Origin of the sequence: Staphylococcus caeli (assembly GCF_051413795.1) — a bacterium.
Taxonomy (GTDB): Bacteria; Bacillota; Bacilli; order Staphylococcales; family Staphylococcaceae; genus Staphylococcus; species Staphylococcus caeli_A.
On sequence record NZ_JBOIRQ010000015.1, the window covers coordinates 44,293 to 62,065 of the forward strand.

At 36.5% G+C, this 17,773-nt stretch carries 11 protein-coding genes, 1 tRNA gene, 1 other RNA gene and 1 pseudogene; 11 read left to right on the forward strand and 3 right to left on the reverse strand.

What is annotated here, in order from left to right; genetic code table 11:
* Window positions 1–67: 67 nt before the first annotated feature.
* From ACSULM_RS08845 to gltC, 3 genes are all read right to left on the reverse strand, one after another.
* On the reverse strand, window positions 68–850 hold the full coding sequence (locus ACSULM_RS08845; protein WP_436862198.1) for a YibE/F family protein: 783 nt from the start codon (window positions 848–850) through the stop codon (window positions 68–70).
* The gene (locus ACSULM_RS08850) at window positions 847–1,968 is read right to left on the reverse strand and encodes a YibE/F family protein (protein WP_436862200.1); all 1,122 of its coding nucleotides are present in this window, start codon (window positions 1,966–1,968) and stop codon (window positions 847–849) included. The genes ACSULM_RS08845 and ACSULM_RS08850 overlap by 4 nt, the downstream gene beginning before the upstream one ends.
* A gap of 94 nt (window positions 1,969–2,062) precedes the next feature.
* Window positions 2,063–2,950, reverse strand: coding sequence for a glutamate biosynthesis transcriptional regulator GltC (gltC, locus tag ACSULM_RS08855; RefSeq protein ID WP_436862202.1), 888 nt, complete (start codon window positions 2,948–2,950; stop codon window positions 2,063–2,065).
* Window positions 2,951–3,089: 139 nt separating this feature from the next.
* Between gltC and gltB the strand changes: the two are divergent.
* From gltB to recR, 11 genes and pseudogenes are all read left to right on the forward strand, one after another.
* Window positions 3,090–7,589, forward strand: a pseudogene (gene gltB / locus ACSULM_RS08860) (glutamate synthase large subunit).
* Window positions 7,590–7,608: 19 nt separating this feature from the next.
* The gene (locus tag ACSULM_RS08865; RefSeq protein ID WP_436862203.1) at window positions 7,609–9,072 is read left to right on the forward strand and encodes a glutamate synthase subunit beta; all 1,464 of its coding nucleotides are present in this window, start codon (window positions 7,609–7,611) and stop codon (window positions 9,070–9,072) included.
* Window positions 9,073–9,128: 56 nt separating this feature from the next.
* Window positions 9,129–9,221 (forward strand) — tRNA-Ser (locus ACSULM_RS08870).
* Window positions 9,222–9,470: 249 nt separating this feature from the next.
* Entirely contained in the window at window positions 9,471–10,898 is a 1,428-nt protein-coding gene (treP, locus tag ACSULM_RS08875) for a PTS system trehalose-specific EIIBC component (protein ID WP_436862205.1), read from the forward strand.
* A gap of 72 nt (window positions 10,899–10,970) precedes the next feature.
* Entirely contained in the window at window positions 10,971–12,605 is a 1,635-nt protein-coding gene (treC, locus tag ACSULM_RS08880; RefSeq protein ID WP_436862207.1) for an alpha,alpha-phosphotrehalase, read from the forward strand.
* Window positions 12,606–12,628: 23 nt separating this feature from the next.
* Entirely contained in the window at window positions 12,629–13,354 is a 726-nt protein-coding gene (gene treR, locus ACSULM_RS08885) for a trehalose operon repressor (RefSeq protein ID WP_436862209.1), read from the forward strand.
* Between the two features lie 109 nt (window positions 13,355–13,463).
* An RNA gene (gene ffs, locus ACSULM_RS08890) (signal recognition particle sRNA large type) lies at window positions 13,464–13,733 on the forward strand.
* 228 nt (window positions 13,734–13,961) lie between these two features.
* Entirely contained in the window at window positions 13,962–14,492 is a 531-nt protein-coding gene (locus tag ACSULM_RS08895) for a GNAT family N-acetyltransferase (protein ID WP_436862210.1), read from the forward strand.
* Between the two features lie 59 nt (window positions 14,493–14,551).
* Entirely contained in the window at window positions 14,552–16,270 is a 1,719-nt protein-coding gene (gene dnaX / locus ACSULM_RS08900; protein WP_436862211.1) for a DNA polymerase III subunit gamma/tau, read from the forward strand.
* 89 nt (window positions 16,271–16,359) lie between these two features.
* Window positions 16,360–16,677: a YbaB/EbfC family nucleoid-associated protein gene (locus ACSULM_RS08905; protein ID WP_002484224.1), complete on the forward strand. Its 318-nt coding sequence runs from the start codon at window positions 16,360–16,362 to the stop codon at window positions 16,675–16,677.
* 4 nt (window positions 16,678–16,681) lie between these two features.
* The gene (gene recR, locus ACSULM_RS08910; protein WP_436855649.1) at window positions 16,682–17,278 is read left to right on the forward strand and encodes a recombination mediator RecR; all 597 of its coding nucleotides are present in this window, start codon (window positions 16,682–16,684) and stop codon (window positions 17,276–17,278) included.
* Window positions 17,279–17,773 lie beyond the last annotated feature (495 nt).

Below are 17,773 nucleotides of genomic sequence, written 5' to 3' on the forward strand. Positions count from 1 at the left end.
ATACAAGTAGAATTAGATAATTCATGTATATCGAAGTAGACACAAGACCACATAAGCGTTTTTTTGATTAATCATGTGCGTTTGATGTGCTTTGCGTAGGTTTCTGTTTTTTGATTAAAAGTGCAGTTAACCATGCTGTAATTGGAATACTAATGGCTACAGCAATACCGCCTAATAAAATAGAAATGAATTCCTGTGCAAAAATTTTTGAATTTATAATATGTCCAAAGGAATAATTAAGTTTGAAAAACCAAAAGAATAACGTTAATTGTCCTCCGAAATATGCGAGGTAAATAGTGTTAGCCGATGTTGCTAAGATTTCTCGACCTACACGCATGCCTGAATGAAATAACTCTCGTTGACTTAGCTTGGGGTTGGCTTCACTTAATTCATACATAGGTGAACTGATAGTTATAGCTAAATCAATTACAGCCGCAATAACGGCTAATACAATTGTAAATACCATGAATTTAATCATATCAATGCCGATATTCATGGAAAAAATATATGTCTCATCTTGTTGTTCGGTTGTAAATCCTTGTAGATGACCAATTGAAACTGAAAGGTATATGGCTGCAATTAATATGAGTGTTGTTAAAATTGTTGCGTAAAATGCGGCTTTTGTTTTGGTATTATAGCTGTTTAACACAAACAAATTGCACGCTGCAATGACGATACAGAATACCAAAGTCACAAGATAAATCGGGACACCGAATATAATGAGGATGATGGCAATAAATAAAATAATAAAGTTTAAAAATAATGTTAAGTATGATATTAAGCCTTTTTTGCCACCAAAAATCAACATTAATATAAATAAAATGATGCCTAAGATTGTAATTGCACTCATTGTGTTGCACCTCTCAATTTAAACCATAATTGCATGAGCATGATTGTAATCGGTATGGTTAATACAATGCCGATACCGCCAGTAATTGCCCGGGAAATTTCTAAAGACCAGTTCATCGAAACGGTATAAGTAATCGTATTAGCATTTTTTAAATAAATCAGTAACATGGGTAAACTGCCGGATAGATAGGAGAATAATAAAATATTGGTCATGGTACCCATAATATCTTGTCCTATATTACGACCGGCTAATGCCCATCGCGTCATGCTAATATCAGGTGTTCTACGCAAAATTTCTGCCATACCGCTGGCAATCGTTATGGCAACGTCCATAACGGCACCTAGAGATCCAATCATAACGGATGCAAGGAACACTTCTTTAGGTGGTAATGTTAAAAAACTCATGGTTTCAAATTTTAAACCAGCACCATCAGTAAAGTGTATGACAAGTTGCGTAGCGCCTACACAGATAAATGTACCAAGTAAGGTACTGATGATGGTGATAAATGTGCGCCAACGCCAACCTGTGACAAGTATTAAAGTGAGCACTGTCGAAATAACGATACCAATACTCATTAAACCAAATAGACTGATATTAGGTGATTGATTATGAATATAAATGGCTAAAAGTACGACTGCCGTATTAATTACCAATGACAGTATGGACTGTAATCCGATTTTTTTGCCAACAAGTAGTACGGTTAATAAAAAGAGGCCTGTGATTGCTACAACGAGACTGTCACGTTTCTTTTCGGTAATGTAGGCGCCATTTAAATTATCGTCGATATGTAATAAAACTCTATTATTTTTCGAAAAAGATTCGCTATCTGCTTGAGAATCTGTATATTCATGACTGATTTTTGCAGTTTTGCCTTCAAATTTTCCATTTAATATTTTTATGTGTAAGCGTTCTTTGTGCTTGATATCCTTGTTATGGTGTTCGTCTGTAATTTGTGTTGCTGATTGATTGTCGATTTTTGTGATTTGACCAATCGGCGTATTGTAAAATTTCGCATTCACAAAGGTAAAAATAAATAAACTTATGAATAGGACGCAAAATATAAAAATAATCCAATTGAAGGGCTTGTTTAATAGTGATTTAGTTGATTTCAAACGCATTCAATCCTCTCTCTTTATAGACAATGCGATTATACGCCCCTTAGAAAATGAATTCAAAGATTTATAAAAATGCAAAGGTCTCAATAGTATCTTGTTAATGATAAGTTGCGTTTTTGCTCAATAATTGTTCAATCATAGATTGCAAAAGTTGGATATCGTTTTTCTGATTATCGTGTCGAACGATACTGCAAATGGTACGCTTTAGTTCGGTATGTTCTAATGAAATTGAAGTCCATTTTTGTGATTTTTTCTCTAAAAGATGATATGACGGTGTAATGATATAACCGCGCGCTTTGCTCAATAAATATTGCGCTAGATGTGGGTGTGTAATTGTGTGAATTGGCGTGTCGATGATTTGAGTTAATGTTTGTTTTATATGAACTGGTAACGAATACAGTTCATAAATAGATTTATTTGAAAATTGTTTTAGCGGTGGATTGGTTGCCATGGTGATAGTATCATCTTTAGGTACATATATATGAAAATATTCTTCAAAAAGTGCCTTTACATGTATATCCTTACTTTGTTTGATATTTTGTGTAAGATCGGTAAGGCCAATGTCTATTTGGTCAGTCGTTAATGCATTTAAAATTTCATCCTCATTCATAAGGATAGGTTCGACAATTGAATGACTTTCGTGTTCAAAGGCTTGAATGAGTGATGTGAGTACTTGGGAAACATAACTTTCAACGTAACCAATGCGTAATATAAAGTGATTCGATTCGGATTGATTATGAAATAGACGAACCGTTTTGTCGAGTTGATCAATAATTTTAGTAGCTTCTGAAAAAAGTTGTCTGCCATCATCGGTTAAATATATATTACGACCTTCACGCTTGAACAATGTGACGTGCAATTCTTTTTCTAGCTGCGTAATCTGTCTGCTTATTGCTGATTGTGCGATGTCTAATTCAAGTGCTGCTTCGGATAGATGCTCTCGCTTCGCTACTTCTACAAAGTATTTTAGTTGCTTTATTTCCAACCCAAAAACCTCCTTTTCTAATATTGTTCTAATAATTAGAATGATATCATCTAATTTATATATTGAACAGATTAATTTACTGCTATATAGTTTACTTACTTATTTAATATTCAGAATTTTCGTAAAATAGGTGAAACACATGCTCGAATATGGTAAAAAAATAGGTTTGTATGATAGTCGTGAAGAACATGACGCATGTGGTATAGGGTTTTATGCCAATATGGATAATAAAAGAACGCATGATATCGTGGAAAAATCTTTAGAAATGTTACGTAGATTGGATCATCGTGGCGGTATTGGCGCTGACGGTGTTACAGGTGATGGTGCTGGTATTATGACAGAAGTACCTTACACTTACTTTGCACAACATGTGGATTTTGAGTTGCCTAAAGAAGGGCAATATGCGGTAGGGATATTTTTTACTGATGAAAAGGTTTCGGGTTCTCAACATGAGTCGGAATTCAATGCCTATTTTGAAGCAGAGGGGCTAACGGTACTTGGGTATAGAGATGTGCCGGTAGATACGCATGCAATTGCAGCACATGTAGCTGAAACAATGCCTTATATCCAACAAGTATTCGTCGCATTAAATGATGTTTCACACATTGAACGAACATTATTTTTAGCACGTAAACAAATTGAATATTATGCACAACAACAACAATTAGATTTATATTTTACAAGTTTATCTCATAGAACAATTGTCTATAAGGGATGGTTACGCTCTGATCAAATTAAAGCATTGTATCAAGATTTAAACCATGCAGATTATGTCTCGAAATTGGGTCTCGTACATTCTCGTTTTAGTACAAATACATTTCCAAGTTGGAAACGAGCACATCCAAATAGATTATTAATGCACAATGGTGAAATTAATACAATTAAAGGTAATGTCAATTGGATGCGTGCCCGTCAAAATCGACTCATCGAAACGATTTTTGGAGACGATAAAGATAAAGTGAAAGAGATTGTAGATGAGGATGGTAGTGACTCTGCTATTGTAGACAACGCGTTGGAGTTCTTGTCATTGGCAATGGAGCCTGAACGTGCAGCTATGTTAATGATTCCAGAACCATGGCTTTACAATAAAGCGAATGATGCCAATGTTCGTGCATTCTATGAATATTATAGTTATCTGATGGAGCCATGGGATGGTCCTACGATGATTTCGTTCTGTAATGGAGATAAGATTGGTGCCTTGACAGATAGAAATGGTTTGAGACCTGGACGTTACACGATTACTAAAGATAATTATATTGTATTTTCATCTGAAGTCGGTGTAGTTGATGTCCCAGAATCGCAGGTTGCTTTTAAAGGACAATTAAATCCAGGGAAATTATTACTCGTCGATTTTAACGAACACAAAGTTATCGAAAATAATGAATTGAAAGCACGTATTGCGAATGAACTGCCGTATGAAAGCTGGTTAAGTCAATTTAAAGTGAATTTAAATTTAGAACAAATCAAGTATCAGCCGTCAAATTGGGATGAAGCTACATTAACACGATTGCAAAAGCAGTTCGTCTACACAAAAGAGGAAATGGATAAGTATTTAACTGAATTAGTCGAGAGTAAGAAAGATCCGATTGGTGCGATGGGGTATGATGTGCCAATTGCTGTACTAAATGAAAAAGATGAAACGCTATTCAATTATTTCAAACAGTTATTTGCGCAAGTAACAAACCCGCCTATTGATGCATATCGCGAAAAAATTGTGACAAGCGAATTATCTTATTTAGGTGGCGAAGGTAACTTGTTACAGCCAAATGAAGGGGTATTGAAGAGAATTCAATTGAAGCGTCCTGTATTGACGGAAGCACAGCTAACTGCGATTGAGCAGAGTCACTTTGATGTAACACATATATCAACCATTTACAATGGAGATTTAGAAACGGCGCTAGAACATATTGGGGATAAGGCGATTCAAGCTGTAAAAAATAATAAAGAAGTGATTGTGTTAGATGATCGTGATTTGGTTGAGTGTTCAGGTTATGCTATGCCAATGCTACTTGCAGTCAGCCATATTCATCAGTTATTGATTCGAGAAGGATTACGCATGAAGACAAGTATCGTCGCATTATCGGGTGAAACTAGAGAAGTGCATCATGTTGCTTGTTTATTAGGATATGGTGCCAACGCAGTCGTACCGTATTTAGCGCAACGTACGATTGAACAATTAGTGCATCAACAACGACTAGCTGGGGATATTTCTGAAAATGTTCAAACCTATACAGATACTTTATCTGAAGGAGTTATTAAAGTTATGGCTAAGATGGGTATTTCTACTGTTCAAAGTTATCAGGGGGCACAAATTTTTGAAGCAGTAGGCTTATCAGATGCAGTTATTGATAAATATTTCACTGGTACACAGACAAAATTATCTGGTATTTCTATAGAAATGATTGATCAAGAGAATAAAGCGAGACAAACACCTAAGAGTGAATACATCGAATCTGGTAGTACATTCCAATGGCGTCAACAGGGTCAATATCATGTATTCAATCCAACATCTATTCATTTATTACAACATGCATGTCGTTTAAATGATTATGAAAAATTCAAAGCATTTTCGCATGAAGTCAATCATAAACGTACTGATCATATTCGTCATTTGATGGAATTTAAGAAACAAACACCAATTGATATTAATGAGGTTGAACCAGCAAGTGAAATTGTCCAACGTTTTAATACTGGAGCAATGAGTTATGGTTCGATTTCTGAAGAAGCCCATCAAACATTAGCAGAAGCAATGAACCAAATGGGTGGTAAGAGTAATAGTGGTGAAGGTGGCGAAAATCCAGAGCGCTTTATAGTTGATGAAGCGGGACGTAATCGCTCAAGTGCAATAAAACAAGTAGCTTCCGGTCGCTTTGGTGTGACAAGTGATTATTTGCAACATGCTAAAGAAATACAAATTAAAGTTGCGCAAGGTGCTAAACCGGGTGAAGGTGGTCAATTACCAGGAACGAAAGTATATCCGTGGATTGCTGAAGTAAGGGGTTCAACACCTGGTATCGGCTTAATATCACCACCACCACATCATGATATTTATTCTATTGAAGATTTAGCGCAATTAATCCATGATTTAAAAAATGCCAATAAAGATGCCAATATTACAGTTAAACTCGTGTCGAAAACAGGTGTGGGTACTATAGCAGCAGGTGTTGCTAAAGCCTATGCAGATAAAATTGTCATCAGTGGCTATGACGGTGGAACGGGTGCATCACCAAAGACAAGTATTCAACATGCTGGGGTACCATGGGAAATTGGCCTAGCTGAAACACATCAGACATTAATGATGAATGATTTGAGATCGCGTGTGAAAGTAGAAACAGATGGTAAATTACTCACTGGTAAAGATGTCGCGTATGCTTGTGCCTTGGGTGCATAAGAATTTGGTTTTGCTACGGCACCTTTAGTTGTTATGGGATGTATCATGATGCGTGTATGTCATAAAGATACGTGTCCAGTAGGTATTGCGACACAGAATCAAGATTTACGTGCTTTATTTAAAGGAAGAGCAGATCATGTGGTTAACTTTATGCACTTTGTTGCTGAAGAACTCAGAGAAATATTGGCTGAACTAGGCTTGAAATCAGTGGATGAGCTTGTAGGTCGCACGGACTTGTTAAGTCGTAAAAGTAATTTAGCGAGTCGTCGTCCTAAAGCAGCTGCAATGAATGTAGAAGCATTGTTATACCAACATGAAGGTGACCGATTTAAGAAAATTGAACAAAATCATCATCTAGAACAAGGTTTTGATTTAACAGAATTATATCCAGACGCACAAACAGCAATTGTTCAAGGCCAATCATTTAAAGGTAAATACCAATTGAAAAATGAACAGCGTGATGTCGGCGTTATTACCGGAAGTATGATTACACGTGCACATGGTTCAGCAGGACTGCCTGAAGATACAATTTTTGCAGAAACAACTGGCCATGCCGGTCAAAGTTTAGCAGCGTACACACCAAGTGGGTTAACGATTCATCATACTGGAGATGCTAATGATTATGTAGGTAAAGGGTTGTCAGGTGGTAAAGTCATTGTCAATGCACCGAATACCCAACGTGAAGACGAGATTATTGTGGGTAATGTGTGTTTCTATGGTGCCTCTCATGGTAAGGCTTATATCAATGGTAAAGCAGGTGAACGTTTCTGTATTCGAAATAGTGGTGTTCACGCTGTTGTTGAAGGTATTGGTGATCATGGACTTGAATATATGACTGGCGGTAGAGTCGTCGTCCTTGGAGATGTTGGTAAAAACTTCGGACAAGGTATGAGTGGCGGTGTGAGTTACATTTTCCCATCAGATGTAGCGCAATTTAAACAGGAAAATGAATTAGCGAGTCTTGATTTTGACGAAATAACAGTAGACGCAGAACGTGATGTGTTGAAAGATATGCTAGAAGCACATGTTCGATATACTGATAGTTTCAAAGCGAAAAAAATTCTTGAAGATTTTGATAATGTGGCTCAAAAAGTCGTTAAAGTAATTCCGAAAGACTATAAATTAATGATGCAGAAAATAGATTTGCAAAAACAACAAACGGATGTCTTAGATGAAGCGTTATTGAATGCATTTAATGACAAACGTGAAGTGTTGGCGCCCGAGCAACAACGAACTGCCGTATATTAATCATAAAGGGGGGATTGTCATGGGTGAATTTAAAGGATTTATGAATTATGACAAACAACAATTGCATGAATTATCTTTGGTTGAGCGTTTGAAGCATCATGATGCGTTTCAACAAAGGTTTACAAAAGATGAAGCTGCGCAACAAGGTGCGCGTTGTATGGATTGTGGGACGCCTTTTTGCCAAACTGGAGAACCCTTTGGTAAAGAAACAATTGGCTGCCCAATCGGAAACTATATACCTGAATGGAACGATTTAGTATATAGACAAGATTTTAAAACGGCGTATGAACGCTTAAGTGAAACGAATAATTTTCCGGAATTTACAGGTCGTGTATGCCCGGCGCCGTGTGAGCAATCATGTGTAATGAAGATTAATCGCGAATCCGTAGCAATCAAAGGTATTGAGCGAACAATTATCGATGAAGCATATGAAAATGGTTGGGTTCAACCGACGATTCCGAGACATAGACGTGATGAATCTGTGGCGATTGTTGGTAGTGGTCCTGCAGGATTAACGGCAGCGGATGAATTGAATAAGCTAGGGTATAATGTGACTGTGTATGAGCGTGCACACGAAGCGGGCGGTTTACTCATGTATGGCATACCTAACATGAAATTAGATAAAGATGTCATTCGTCGCAGAATTGATATTATGCAGCAATCCGGTATTCGTTTTGAAACAGATACTGAAGTCGGTGTGGACATTAGTCGAGAAGAACTGAATGAAGCATATGATGCAATCATTTTATGTACTGGTTCTCAAAATGCGCGTGATTTACCTTTGGAAGGCCGTATGGGATTCGGTATACACTTTGCAATGGATTATTTGACTGAACAAACACAATATTTAAACGGTGAAATTAAAGCGCCTTCGATTTCCGCTGAAGGGAAAAATGTTGTCGTTATTGGAGCGGGTGATACAGGTGCAGATTGTGTGGCAACTGCTTTACGTGAAAACTGTAAATCTATTGTTCAATTTAATAAATATACAAAACAGCCTGAAGCGATTGAGTTTGATGAAAATATGTATTGGCCGCTAGCTATGCCTGTATTCAAGATGGATTATGCACATAAAGAGTATGAATCTAAATTTGGTTTCGAGCCACGTGCATATGGTGTGCAAACGATGCGTTATGACGTTGATCGTGTAGGTAATGTGAAAGGCGTATATACTCAAATATTAGAAGAGACAGATGAAGGTATGGTTGTCGTTGACGGTACTGAACGTCACTGGCCAGCAGATTTAGTACTACTGTCCATTGGGTTTATTGGTACGGAAACAACAGTACCGCATGCATTTAATATTCAAACTGAACGCAATAAAATTGTAGCGGACAATAAAGATTTTAGAACAAATCAACCGCATATTTTTGCTGCGGGGGATGCAAGAAGAGGTCAAAGTCTTGTTGTTTGGGCTATTCAAGAAGGACGTGCAGTGGCGAATGCAGTAGATGAATATATTTCTGAAAAAACATTTGTGTAAAACTGTAGTTTTGATTGACTTTTATAATGGGCTATAATATGATAATTATTGTGTTTGGAGGAATACCCAAGTCCGGCTGAAGGGATCGGTCTTGAAAACCGACAGGGGCTTAACGGCTCGCGGGGGTTCGAATCCCTCTTCCTCCGCCATTATATTTAAAATACCAAGACTAATGATATAGATATAGCAAGTACTCAACGATAAGTTGAGTGCTTGCTTTTTTTTATGTGTTTTTTGAAGTGTGCAATGATCGTAATAAATGTCGTAAAAGGTGCAGTAACCATTTTGAAAATTAAAGGGATGAAATGACAATATTTATGAAAACCTTTACAAAACTTGTATAGACAAGTTATACTTTCTTTAATATTTAAAGTTTAACAATAAGGGAGTGGATCATCATGGCTGTTAAAAAGAGAGATGTGCAAGATATCGTCGAAGCAATTGGGGGCAAAGACAACTTGGACACAGCGACACACTGTGTGACACGTCTGAGACTTGTCTTGAAAGATGATGACAAAGTAGACAAAGACAGATTGAGCAATAATGATTTGGTGAAAGGGCAATTTAAGGCAGATAATCAATATCAAATCGTTATTGGTCCTGGTACAGTAGATGAAGTATACAAGCAATTCATTCAAGAAACGGGAGTCAGTGAAGCGTCTAAAGATGATGCGAAAGCAGCAGCAGCGAAAAAAGGCAATCCGATTCAAAGATTAATAAAGTTATTGGGAGATATTTTTATACCGATTTTACCTGCAATTGTAACTGCTGGTTTACTAATGGGGATTAACAATGTGCTAACAATGAAAGACTTATTTGGTGCGAAGCCACTTGTTGAACAATTTCCACAACTGGGTGACATTTCGAATATCATTAATGTCATTGCAAGTACGGCCTTTATCTTCTTGCCTGCGTTGATTGGGTGGAGCAGTATGCGTGTGTTTGGCGGTAGTCAAATACTCGGTTTAGTCTTAGGTTTGATTTTAATGAACCCGCAACTTGTATCGCAATATGATATAGCGAAAGGTAATATACCAACGTGGGATATCTTTGGTCTAGAAATCAAACAATTGAATTACCAAGGGCAGGTATTACCGATTTTACTTGCTTCCTATGTATTAGCGCAGATTGAGAAATTCTTAAATAAATATGTGCACGATTCTATTAAAATGTTGGTCGTTGGTCCAGTCGCATTATTAGTCACTGGTTTCTTAGCGTTTATCGTTATTGGTCCGGTCGCGTTATGGCTTGGTACTGGTATTACCAATGGCGTAACATTTGTCTTTGAACATGCTGGCTGGTTAGGTGGCGCTATTTATGGTTTGTTCTATGCACCATTAGTTATTACTGGTTTACACCACATGTTCTTAGCCGTCGACTTCCAATTGATGGGCAGTAGTTTAGGCGGTACTTATTTATGGCCAATTCTTGCAATCTCTAATATTTGCCAAGGTTCCGCTGCATTAGGTGCTTGGTTCGTATACAGACAACGTAAAATGGGTAAAGAGCAAGGTTTAGCAGTAACTTCAAGTATATCTGGTTTCTTAGGCGTTACAGAACCTGCATTATTCGGGGTAAATTTACCATTAAAATACCCATTTATAGCGGCGATATCAACTTCATGTATCTTAGGTGCTGTACTTGGTGCTACTCGTGTATTAGGTAGTGTAGGTGTCGGTGGTCTTCCAGCATTTATTTCGATAAAAAGTGAGTATTGGGGCATATATTTAGTAGTAACAGTTATAGCAGCTATAGTACCTGCAATTTTAACGGTATTCCTTTCGAAATTTAGTAAAGAAAAAGCCAAAGAAATGGTTGAAGAATAGTCATACAATTGAACTCGCTAATATTTCTTAGCGGGTTTTTAATAATAGTAAAAATAAAGGTGGTCATTTAATATGCAACAAAATGATTGGAGAAAATCAGTTGTTTATCAAATTTATCCTAAATCATTTAATGATACGACAGGGAATGGTGAAGGTGACTTGCAAGGTATTATAGAAAAATTAGACTACTTGCAATATCTCGGTGTGGACTATATTTGGTTAACGCCAGTGTATGAGTCGCCGATGAATGATAATGGTTATGATATTAGTAATTATTTTAAAGTGAATCCGCAATTTGGAACGACTGAAGATTTAAAAACATTGGTGGCTGAAGCACATAAAAGAAATTTGAAAATTATGATGGATATCGTCATCAACCATACATCAACAGAACATGAATGGTTTAAACAAGCATATGCAGATAAAAATAGTCCGTATCGAGATTATTATTTCTTTAGACGATCTGCAGATTCAGAACCGCCTACGAATTGGGAATCGAAATTTGGAGGTAATGCTTGGAAGTATGATGAAAAGACGGATGAATATTATTTACATTTATTCGATGTGACACAAGCGGATTTAAACTGGGATAACCCAGAAGTTAGACGTGTATTATATGATGTGATTAATCATTGGATTGATTTCGGTATAGACGGTTTCCGTTTTGATGTTATCAACCTTATTTCGAAAGGTGAATTTAAAAACTCTGAAAAGATTGGAAAAGAATTTTACACGGATGGGCCGCGCGTGCATGATTATTTGCATGAAATGAATCAACATACATTCGGTGATAAGGATTTAATGACCGTTGGTGAAATGTCATCAACTACAATAGAGCACTGTATCAAATATACGGCACCCGAACGTCAAGAATTGAGTAGTGTCTTTAATTTCCATCATCTCAAAGTCGATTATGTAGACGGGGAAAAGTGGTCAAATGCTAAATTAGATTTTCATAAATTAAAAGATATATTGATGGAATGGCAACTTGGTATCTATAAAGGCGGTGGATGGAATGCAATATTTTGGTGTAACCACGATCAACCGCGTGTCGTTACACGTTTTGGAGATGATACGACGGAACCATTACGTAAACAAAGTGCTAAGATGCTAGCAACAGTACTACACATGTTGCAAGGTACTCCATATATTTATCAAGGTGAAGAGATTGGCATGACAGATCCTGGGTTTAATGAGATTAGTCAGTATCGTGATGTTGAATCGTTGAATGCTTATAACAAGATGAAAGCGTCAGGGTACAATGAGCAAGAAATTCTAACGATTCTTGGACAAAAATCACGTGATAATTCAAGAACTCCAGTTCAGTGGACCGCGGGTGAACATGCTGGTTTTACTTCGGGCACACCGTGGATTGATATCCCTAATAATTTTGATAAAATAAACGTTGAAGCAGCAGTTGAAGATGAACAATCTATACTTCAGACATATAGACATTTAATTCAACTACGTCATGAACATGACATTATTACGTATGGTAGTATCGAGCCTCTATTTATGGATCACAATGAGTTATTTATTTATAAACGTCATTATAATGGGGAAACTTGGTTAATCATCGCAAACTTTTCAAAAGAGCGTGTGACATTACCTGAAGGTTTAGAAATAGAAGGTGAAGTTATTGTCCAAAATGGTGAAGTTGTGAATGGTGTTATAGATGGTTTTGGAAGTATCGTAGTGGCACAATAATTTATAAAAGGTAGTGAGCGCACATGGCACAAAAGAAGTTTATTACGATATATGAAGCGTTACGTACAGACATCATTGAATCACGCATATCGTATGGTGCGCAATTGCCCTCGGAATATGAGTTGGTTGAATCATATAATGCATCGCGAGAAACTGTGCGTAAGGCACTGAATTTATTGGTTAGAGATGGCATGATTCAGAAAATTAGAGGAAAAGGTTCAATTGTGATTTATCAAGGTCTAACAGAATTTCCTTTTGCAGATTTAACAAGCTTTAGAGAAGTTCAACAAGGATTAGGATTACAACATGAGACAGAAGTGAAAGTGTTGGAACGGTTGAACGCGAGTGATGTGCCGCATGTGAAAGCGGCTTTGGAAATTACAGCGCAAACTAAGCTATGTCATATTGTTCGCACAAGAAAGATTAATGATAGAGTGAAAATCATAGATGAAGATTATTTAATAGAAGATATCATTCCAGATGTTACGATGGAAATTGCCACTCAGTCCTTGTATCAGTACATCGAAGACGAGTTGGACATGGAGATTAGCTATTCTAATAAATCTATTACGTTTGAAGCGTTTAGTGATCGAGAATATGAAATTTTTGGTGATATTGTACCGCCGTACACTGCGACAGTTCGAGGTATTGTACATTTGAAAGACACGACAAAGTTTCAATACAATGTTTCTAAGCATTTGGCTACAGAATTCAAATTTAATGATTTCTCTAGAAGGCATAAATTGTAAGTTATTTTAATGAATATTGACTATCGTGTGAAGGTACGTGTATACGTATTTGATGAAGTGGAAGGTTATGCTTGCATTCTAAAGTGAGATTATAGTATGATATATCTTGCCGTGCTAGGTGGGGAGGTAGCGGTTCCCTATACTCGAAATCCGCTTTATGCGAGACTTAACTCCTTTGCTGAGGGTGCGTTTTTGTGAAGTCTGCCCAAAGCACGTAGTGTTCGAAGATTTCGGTCCTATGCAATATGAACCCATGAACCATGTCAGGTCCTGACGGAAGCAGCATTAAGTGGATCATCGTATGTGCCGTAGGGTCGCCGAGATTTAGCTGTCGACTTTGGTAACGTTTGTGATACGCATTCGATGCAAAGGTGCACGGTTTTTAATTTATAATTAATGAACTACCATATATAAAGAGTGACTTATCTTTTGATAGCAGTCACTCTTTTTTTGTATTAAACTATAGACAACACTTTGATGGAATATTGATAGCTTATTTAAAATTTTAAAGCTGGGTCATTAATAATTATCTTAGTTTGTTTTATAACTTTACAAGTAGATAATCGAATAATAACTCGCTACTTATTAACCTTAAGGGGGCATCGCTATGCAAATATATCTTAGTACTTTAACAGAAAATGATTACGATAAAAGTTTAGAAGCTATAGAAACTGCATTTGCCGAAGTGAAAGAATCCAATCATGACGAACAAGATTTAGTTGTAAAATTAAGACAAGCTCCGGAATATAACTATGAATTAGAAGTTGTCGCTAAAAATGATGATGGAGATGTCGTTGGACATATTATGCTAACAGAAATAAAAATAGTGAATGGTACTGATAGATATACGGCTTTAGCATTAGCGCCTTTATCAGTATTACCAGATTATAGAAATAAGGGATTAGGTAAAGCGTTAATACAAGCTGTAGAAGAGCGTGCTAAATCACAAGATTATACAACGATTATTGTTTTAGGTGATCCGGAATATTATGGGAAATTCGGCTATGAAGAAGCGAAGGACTACAATATTGAATGCCCATTTGACGTGCCATCGAAATATTTCATGGTTAAATTCTTGTGGGATCAACTCCTTGAACAACCACAAGGTGAAGTGATTTATTCAGACGCCTTTAATTAATGTTCAAATAGGAAAGTACAGTGATATAATAATCGATGAATGCAATTGGAGGTGCGACAGTGAATTATCAAGCTTTATATAGAATGTTCCGACCTCAGAGTTTTGAAGATGTTGTAGGCCAAGAACATGTAACTAAAACACTACGTAATGCAATTTCTAAAGAAAAACAATCGCACGCGTACATATTTAGTGGTCCTAGAGGAACAGGAAAGACAAGTATTGCTAAAGTATTTGCAAAGGCGATTAACTGTCTAGAACGGTCAGACGGTGAACCATGTAATGAATGTGCGATTTGTAAAGGTATTACGAGAGGGACGAATTCTGATGTTATTGAAATTGATGCCGCTAGTAACAATGGTGTTGATGAAATTAGAAATATTAGAGATAAAGTAAAATATGCACCTAGTGAATCGAAATTTAAGGTCTATATTATAGATGAGGTACATATGTTAACGACAGGGGCTTTTAATGCTTTGTTAAAAACATTGGAAGAACCTCCGGCACACGCAATTTTTATCTTAGCAACTACAGAGCCACATAAAATTCCGCCTACAATTATTTCGAGAGCGCAAAGATTCGATTTTAAGGCGATTAGTCAAACAGAAATTGTTGAAAGATTGGAATTCGTAGCTAAATCGCAAGAAATTGAATATGATACTGCTGCGCTAACATTTATTGCGAAAGCATCTGAAGGTGGTATGCGTGACGCATTAAGTATCATGGATCAAGCCATTGCTTTTGGTGATGAACATTTAACGCTAGAAGACGCTTTGAATGTGACTGGTAGTGTAGATGCGAAAGCATTGAATACATTGTTTGAAGAAGTAGTAGAAGGCGACGTGAGAAATGCCTTTTCAACGTACCATCAATTCATTTCACAAGGTAAAGAAGTGAATCGACTGATTAATGACATGATTTATTTTGTGAGGGATACGATTATGAACAAAACTTCAAATATAGAAACGGAATATGATGCATTGATGCATTTTGAGCTAGATGTATTATATAAAATGATAGATATCATTAATGATACACTCGTTTCGATTAGGTTCAGTGTGAATCAAAGTGTACATTTTGAAGTGCTATTAGTTAAATTGGCTGAAATGATTAAAGAAAAACCAGAAAGCGTTCAAACGGTAGCCACAACTGCAGTTGCAGCGGAACCGAACAATGACGTTTTGCTACAAAGAATGGAACAATTGGAAAGTGAACTCAAATCACTTAAGTCACATGGTGTAACGGCAGCTACTCCAGCTACGCAGCAAAACAAACGACCATCGAACAAAGGTGGACAATCTAAAAATGCCTTCTCTATGCAGCAAATTGCGAAAGTGCTAGATAAAGCTAATAAAGATGATATCAAACAACTGAAGGATCATTGGCAAGAAGTTGTAGATCATGCTAAAAGTAATGATATGAAATCGTTAGTGAGTTTATTACAAAACTCTGAACCTGTAGCTGCTAGTGAAACACATGTATTGATTAAATTGGAAGAAGAAATACATTGTGAGATTGTTAATAAAGATGATGAAAAAAGAGAAAATATTGAAAATGTAGTCTGTAATATTATAGATAAAACTGTAAAGGTTGTCGGTGTCCCTGCAGATCAGTGGATGCGAGTAAGGTCAGAATACCTTCAAAACAGAAAAAACACATCATCAGATGATACAAGTAATGATGCAACGTCTAGTGCTGAGACAACAGAAGAAGTGGATATGGTTCAAAAAGCAAAGGACTTATTTGGTGAAAGTACTGTAAATGTAATAGATGAAGAGTGATACATGACAATGAATAAAAAGGCATGTATAATGAAACGAAAGAAGCATCATAATTTATTGAAGTGAAAGTTTTAAGGAGGATATATATTATGCGCGGTGGCGGAAATATGCAACAAATGATGAAACAAATGCAAAAAATGCAAAAGAAAATGGGCGAAGAGCAAGAAAAGCTTAAAGAAGAAAAAGTACAAGGTACAGCTGGTGGCGGTATGGTCACTGTAACTGTTTCAGGACATAAAGAAGTATTAGATGTAGAAATTAAAGAAGAAGCGGTAGATCCTGACGATATCGAAATGCTACAAGACTTAGTGATTGCAGCTACTAATGAAGCGATGAATAAAGCTGACGAACTTACACAAGAACGTTTAGGTAAGCATACGCAAGGCTTAAACATTCCTGGAATGTGATCTTATGCATTATCCAGAACCAATCTCAAAACTTATCGACAGTTTCATGAAACTGCCAGGCATTGGGCCGAAAACAGCCCAACGTCTGGCGTTTCATGTATTAGATATGAAAGAAGACGATGTTGTACAATTTGCTAAGGCTTTAGTAGATGTTAAACGTGAACTTACCTATTGTAGTGAATGTGGACATATTACGGAGCAAGATCCATGTTATATTTGCCAAGATAAACAAAGAGATAGATCGATTATTTGTGTCGTAGAAGACGATAAAGACGTAATAGCTATGGAAAAAATGCGTGAATACAAAGGGCTGTATCATGTATTGCACGGTTCAATTTCTCCAATGGATGGCATTGGACCAGAAGATATTAATATTCCTAGTCTAATTAGTCGATTAAAAGATGAAGGTGTCAAAGAATTAATACTTGCGATGAATCCTAACTTAGAAGGAGAGTCGACGGCGATGTATATCTCTAGATTAGTAAAGCCTATTGGTATTACGGTAACAAGATTAGCGCAAGGACTTTCCGTCGGTGGCGATTTGGAGTATGCGGATGAAGTGACGTTATCTAAAGCAATTATGGGAAGAACTGAGATGTAGCGACGTAGTATTATGCATTTATTGTGAGATTAAGCTTCCTGTAAAGTAGGGAGCTTAATTTTTTGTAAATAAAGTAAAAAAGTGTAAAAGAATTTAAAGTATGCTTTTTGAGTTGTTTATACATTGATAATGTGGTTAAGAGTGACTAAAACACTATAAATACGTATAATTTCGCTTCGTATAAAATTAAAGTATGTTTTATGGAGGAATCTACTTAAAGATAAGGGTTGGAAGTGTAAATTTTACCGTTGTTAAAAGGTTGATATGCGTGTATAGTATTTACTTGTCGGACGAAACAAATCGACAAACATTAAATGAAGATACAAAATTCATCAAAAAAGAATTTTCGAAAAAGCTTGACTTTGAAAGTCAAAGAGAGTAGAATTAATTCTTGTGATTGAAGAAATGAACATTGAAAACTGAATTGCAATATGTCAACGTTAATTCCGAACGCAACATTAAATTGTTGGTTCAAAACAAGTGTTAGAGATAACA

Bases quoted from the DNA above. Each gene is read 5' to 3' on its own strand.
- treC (WP_436862207.1), top strand. From the start codon at position 10,971: ATGCAACAAAATGATTGGAGAAAATCAGTTGTTTATCAAATTTATCCT.
- treP (WP_436862205.1), top strand. From the start codon at position 9,471: ATGGCTGTTAAAAAGAGAGATGTGCAAGATATCGTCGAAGCAATTGGG.
- treR (WP_436862209.1), top strand. From the start codon at position 12,629: ATGGCACAAAAGAAGTTTATTACGATATATGAAGCGTTACGTACAGAC.
- ACSULM_RS08850 (WP_436862200.1), bottom strand. From the start codon at position 1,968: ATGCGTTTGAAATCAACTAAATCACTATTAAACAAGCCCTTCAATTGG.
- ACSULM_RS08865 (WP_436862203.1), top strand. From the start codon at position 7,609: ATGGGTGAATTTAAAGGATTTATGAATTATGACAAACAACAATTGCAT.
- recR (WP_436855649.1), top strand. From the start codon at position 16,682: ATGCATTATCCAGAACCAATCTCAAAACTTATCGACAGTTTCATGAAA.
- ACSULM_RS08895 (WP_436862210.1), top strand. From the start codon at position 13,962: ATGCAAATATATCTTAGTACTTTAACAGAAAATGATTACGATAAAAGT.
- ACSULM_RS08845 (WP_436862198.1), bottom strand. From the start codon at position 850: ATGAGTGCAATTACAATCTTAGGCATCATTTTATTTATATTAATGTTG.
- ACSULM_RS08905 (WP_002484224.1), top strand. From the start codon at position 16,360: ATGCGCGGTGGCGGAAATATGCAACAAATGATGAAACAAATGCAAAAA.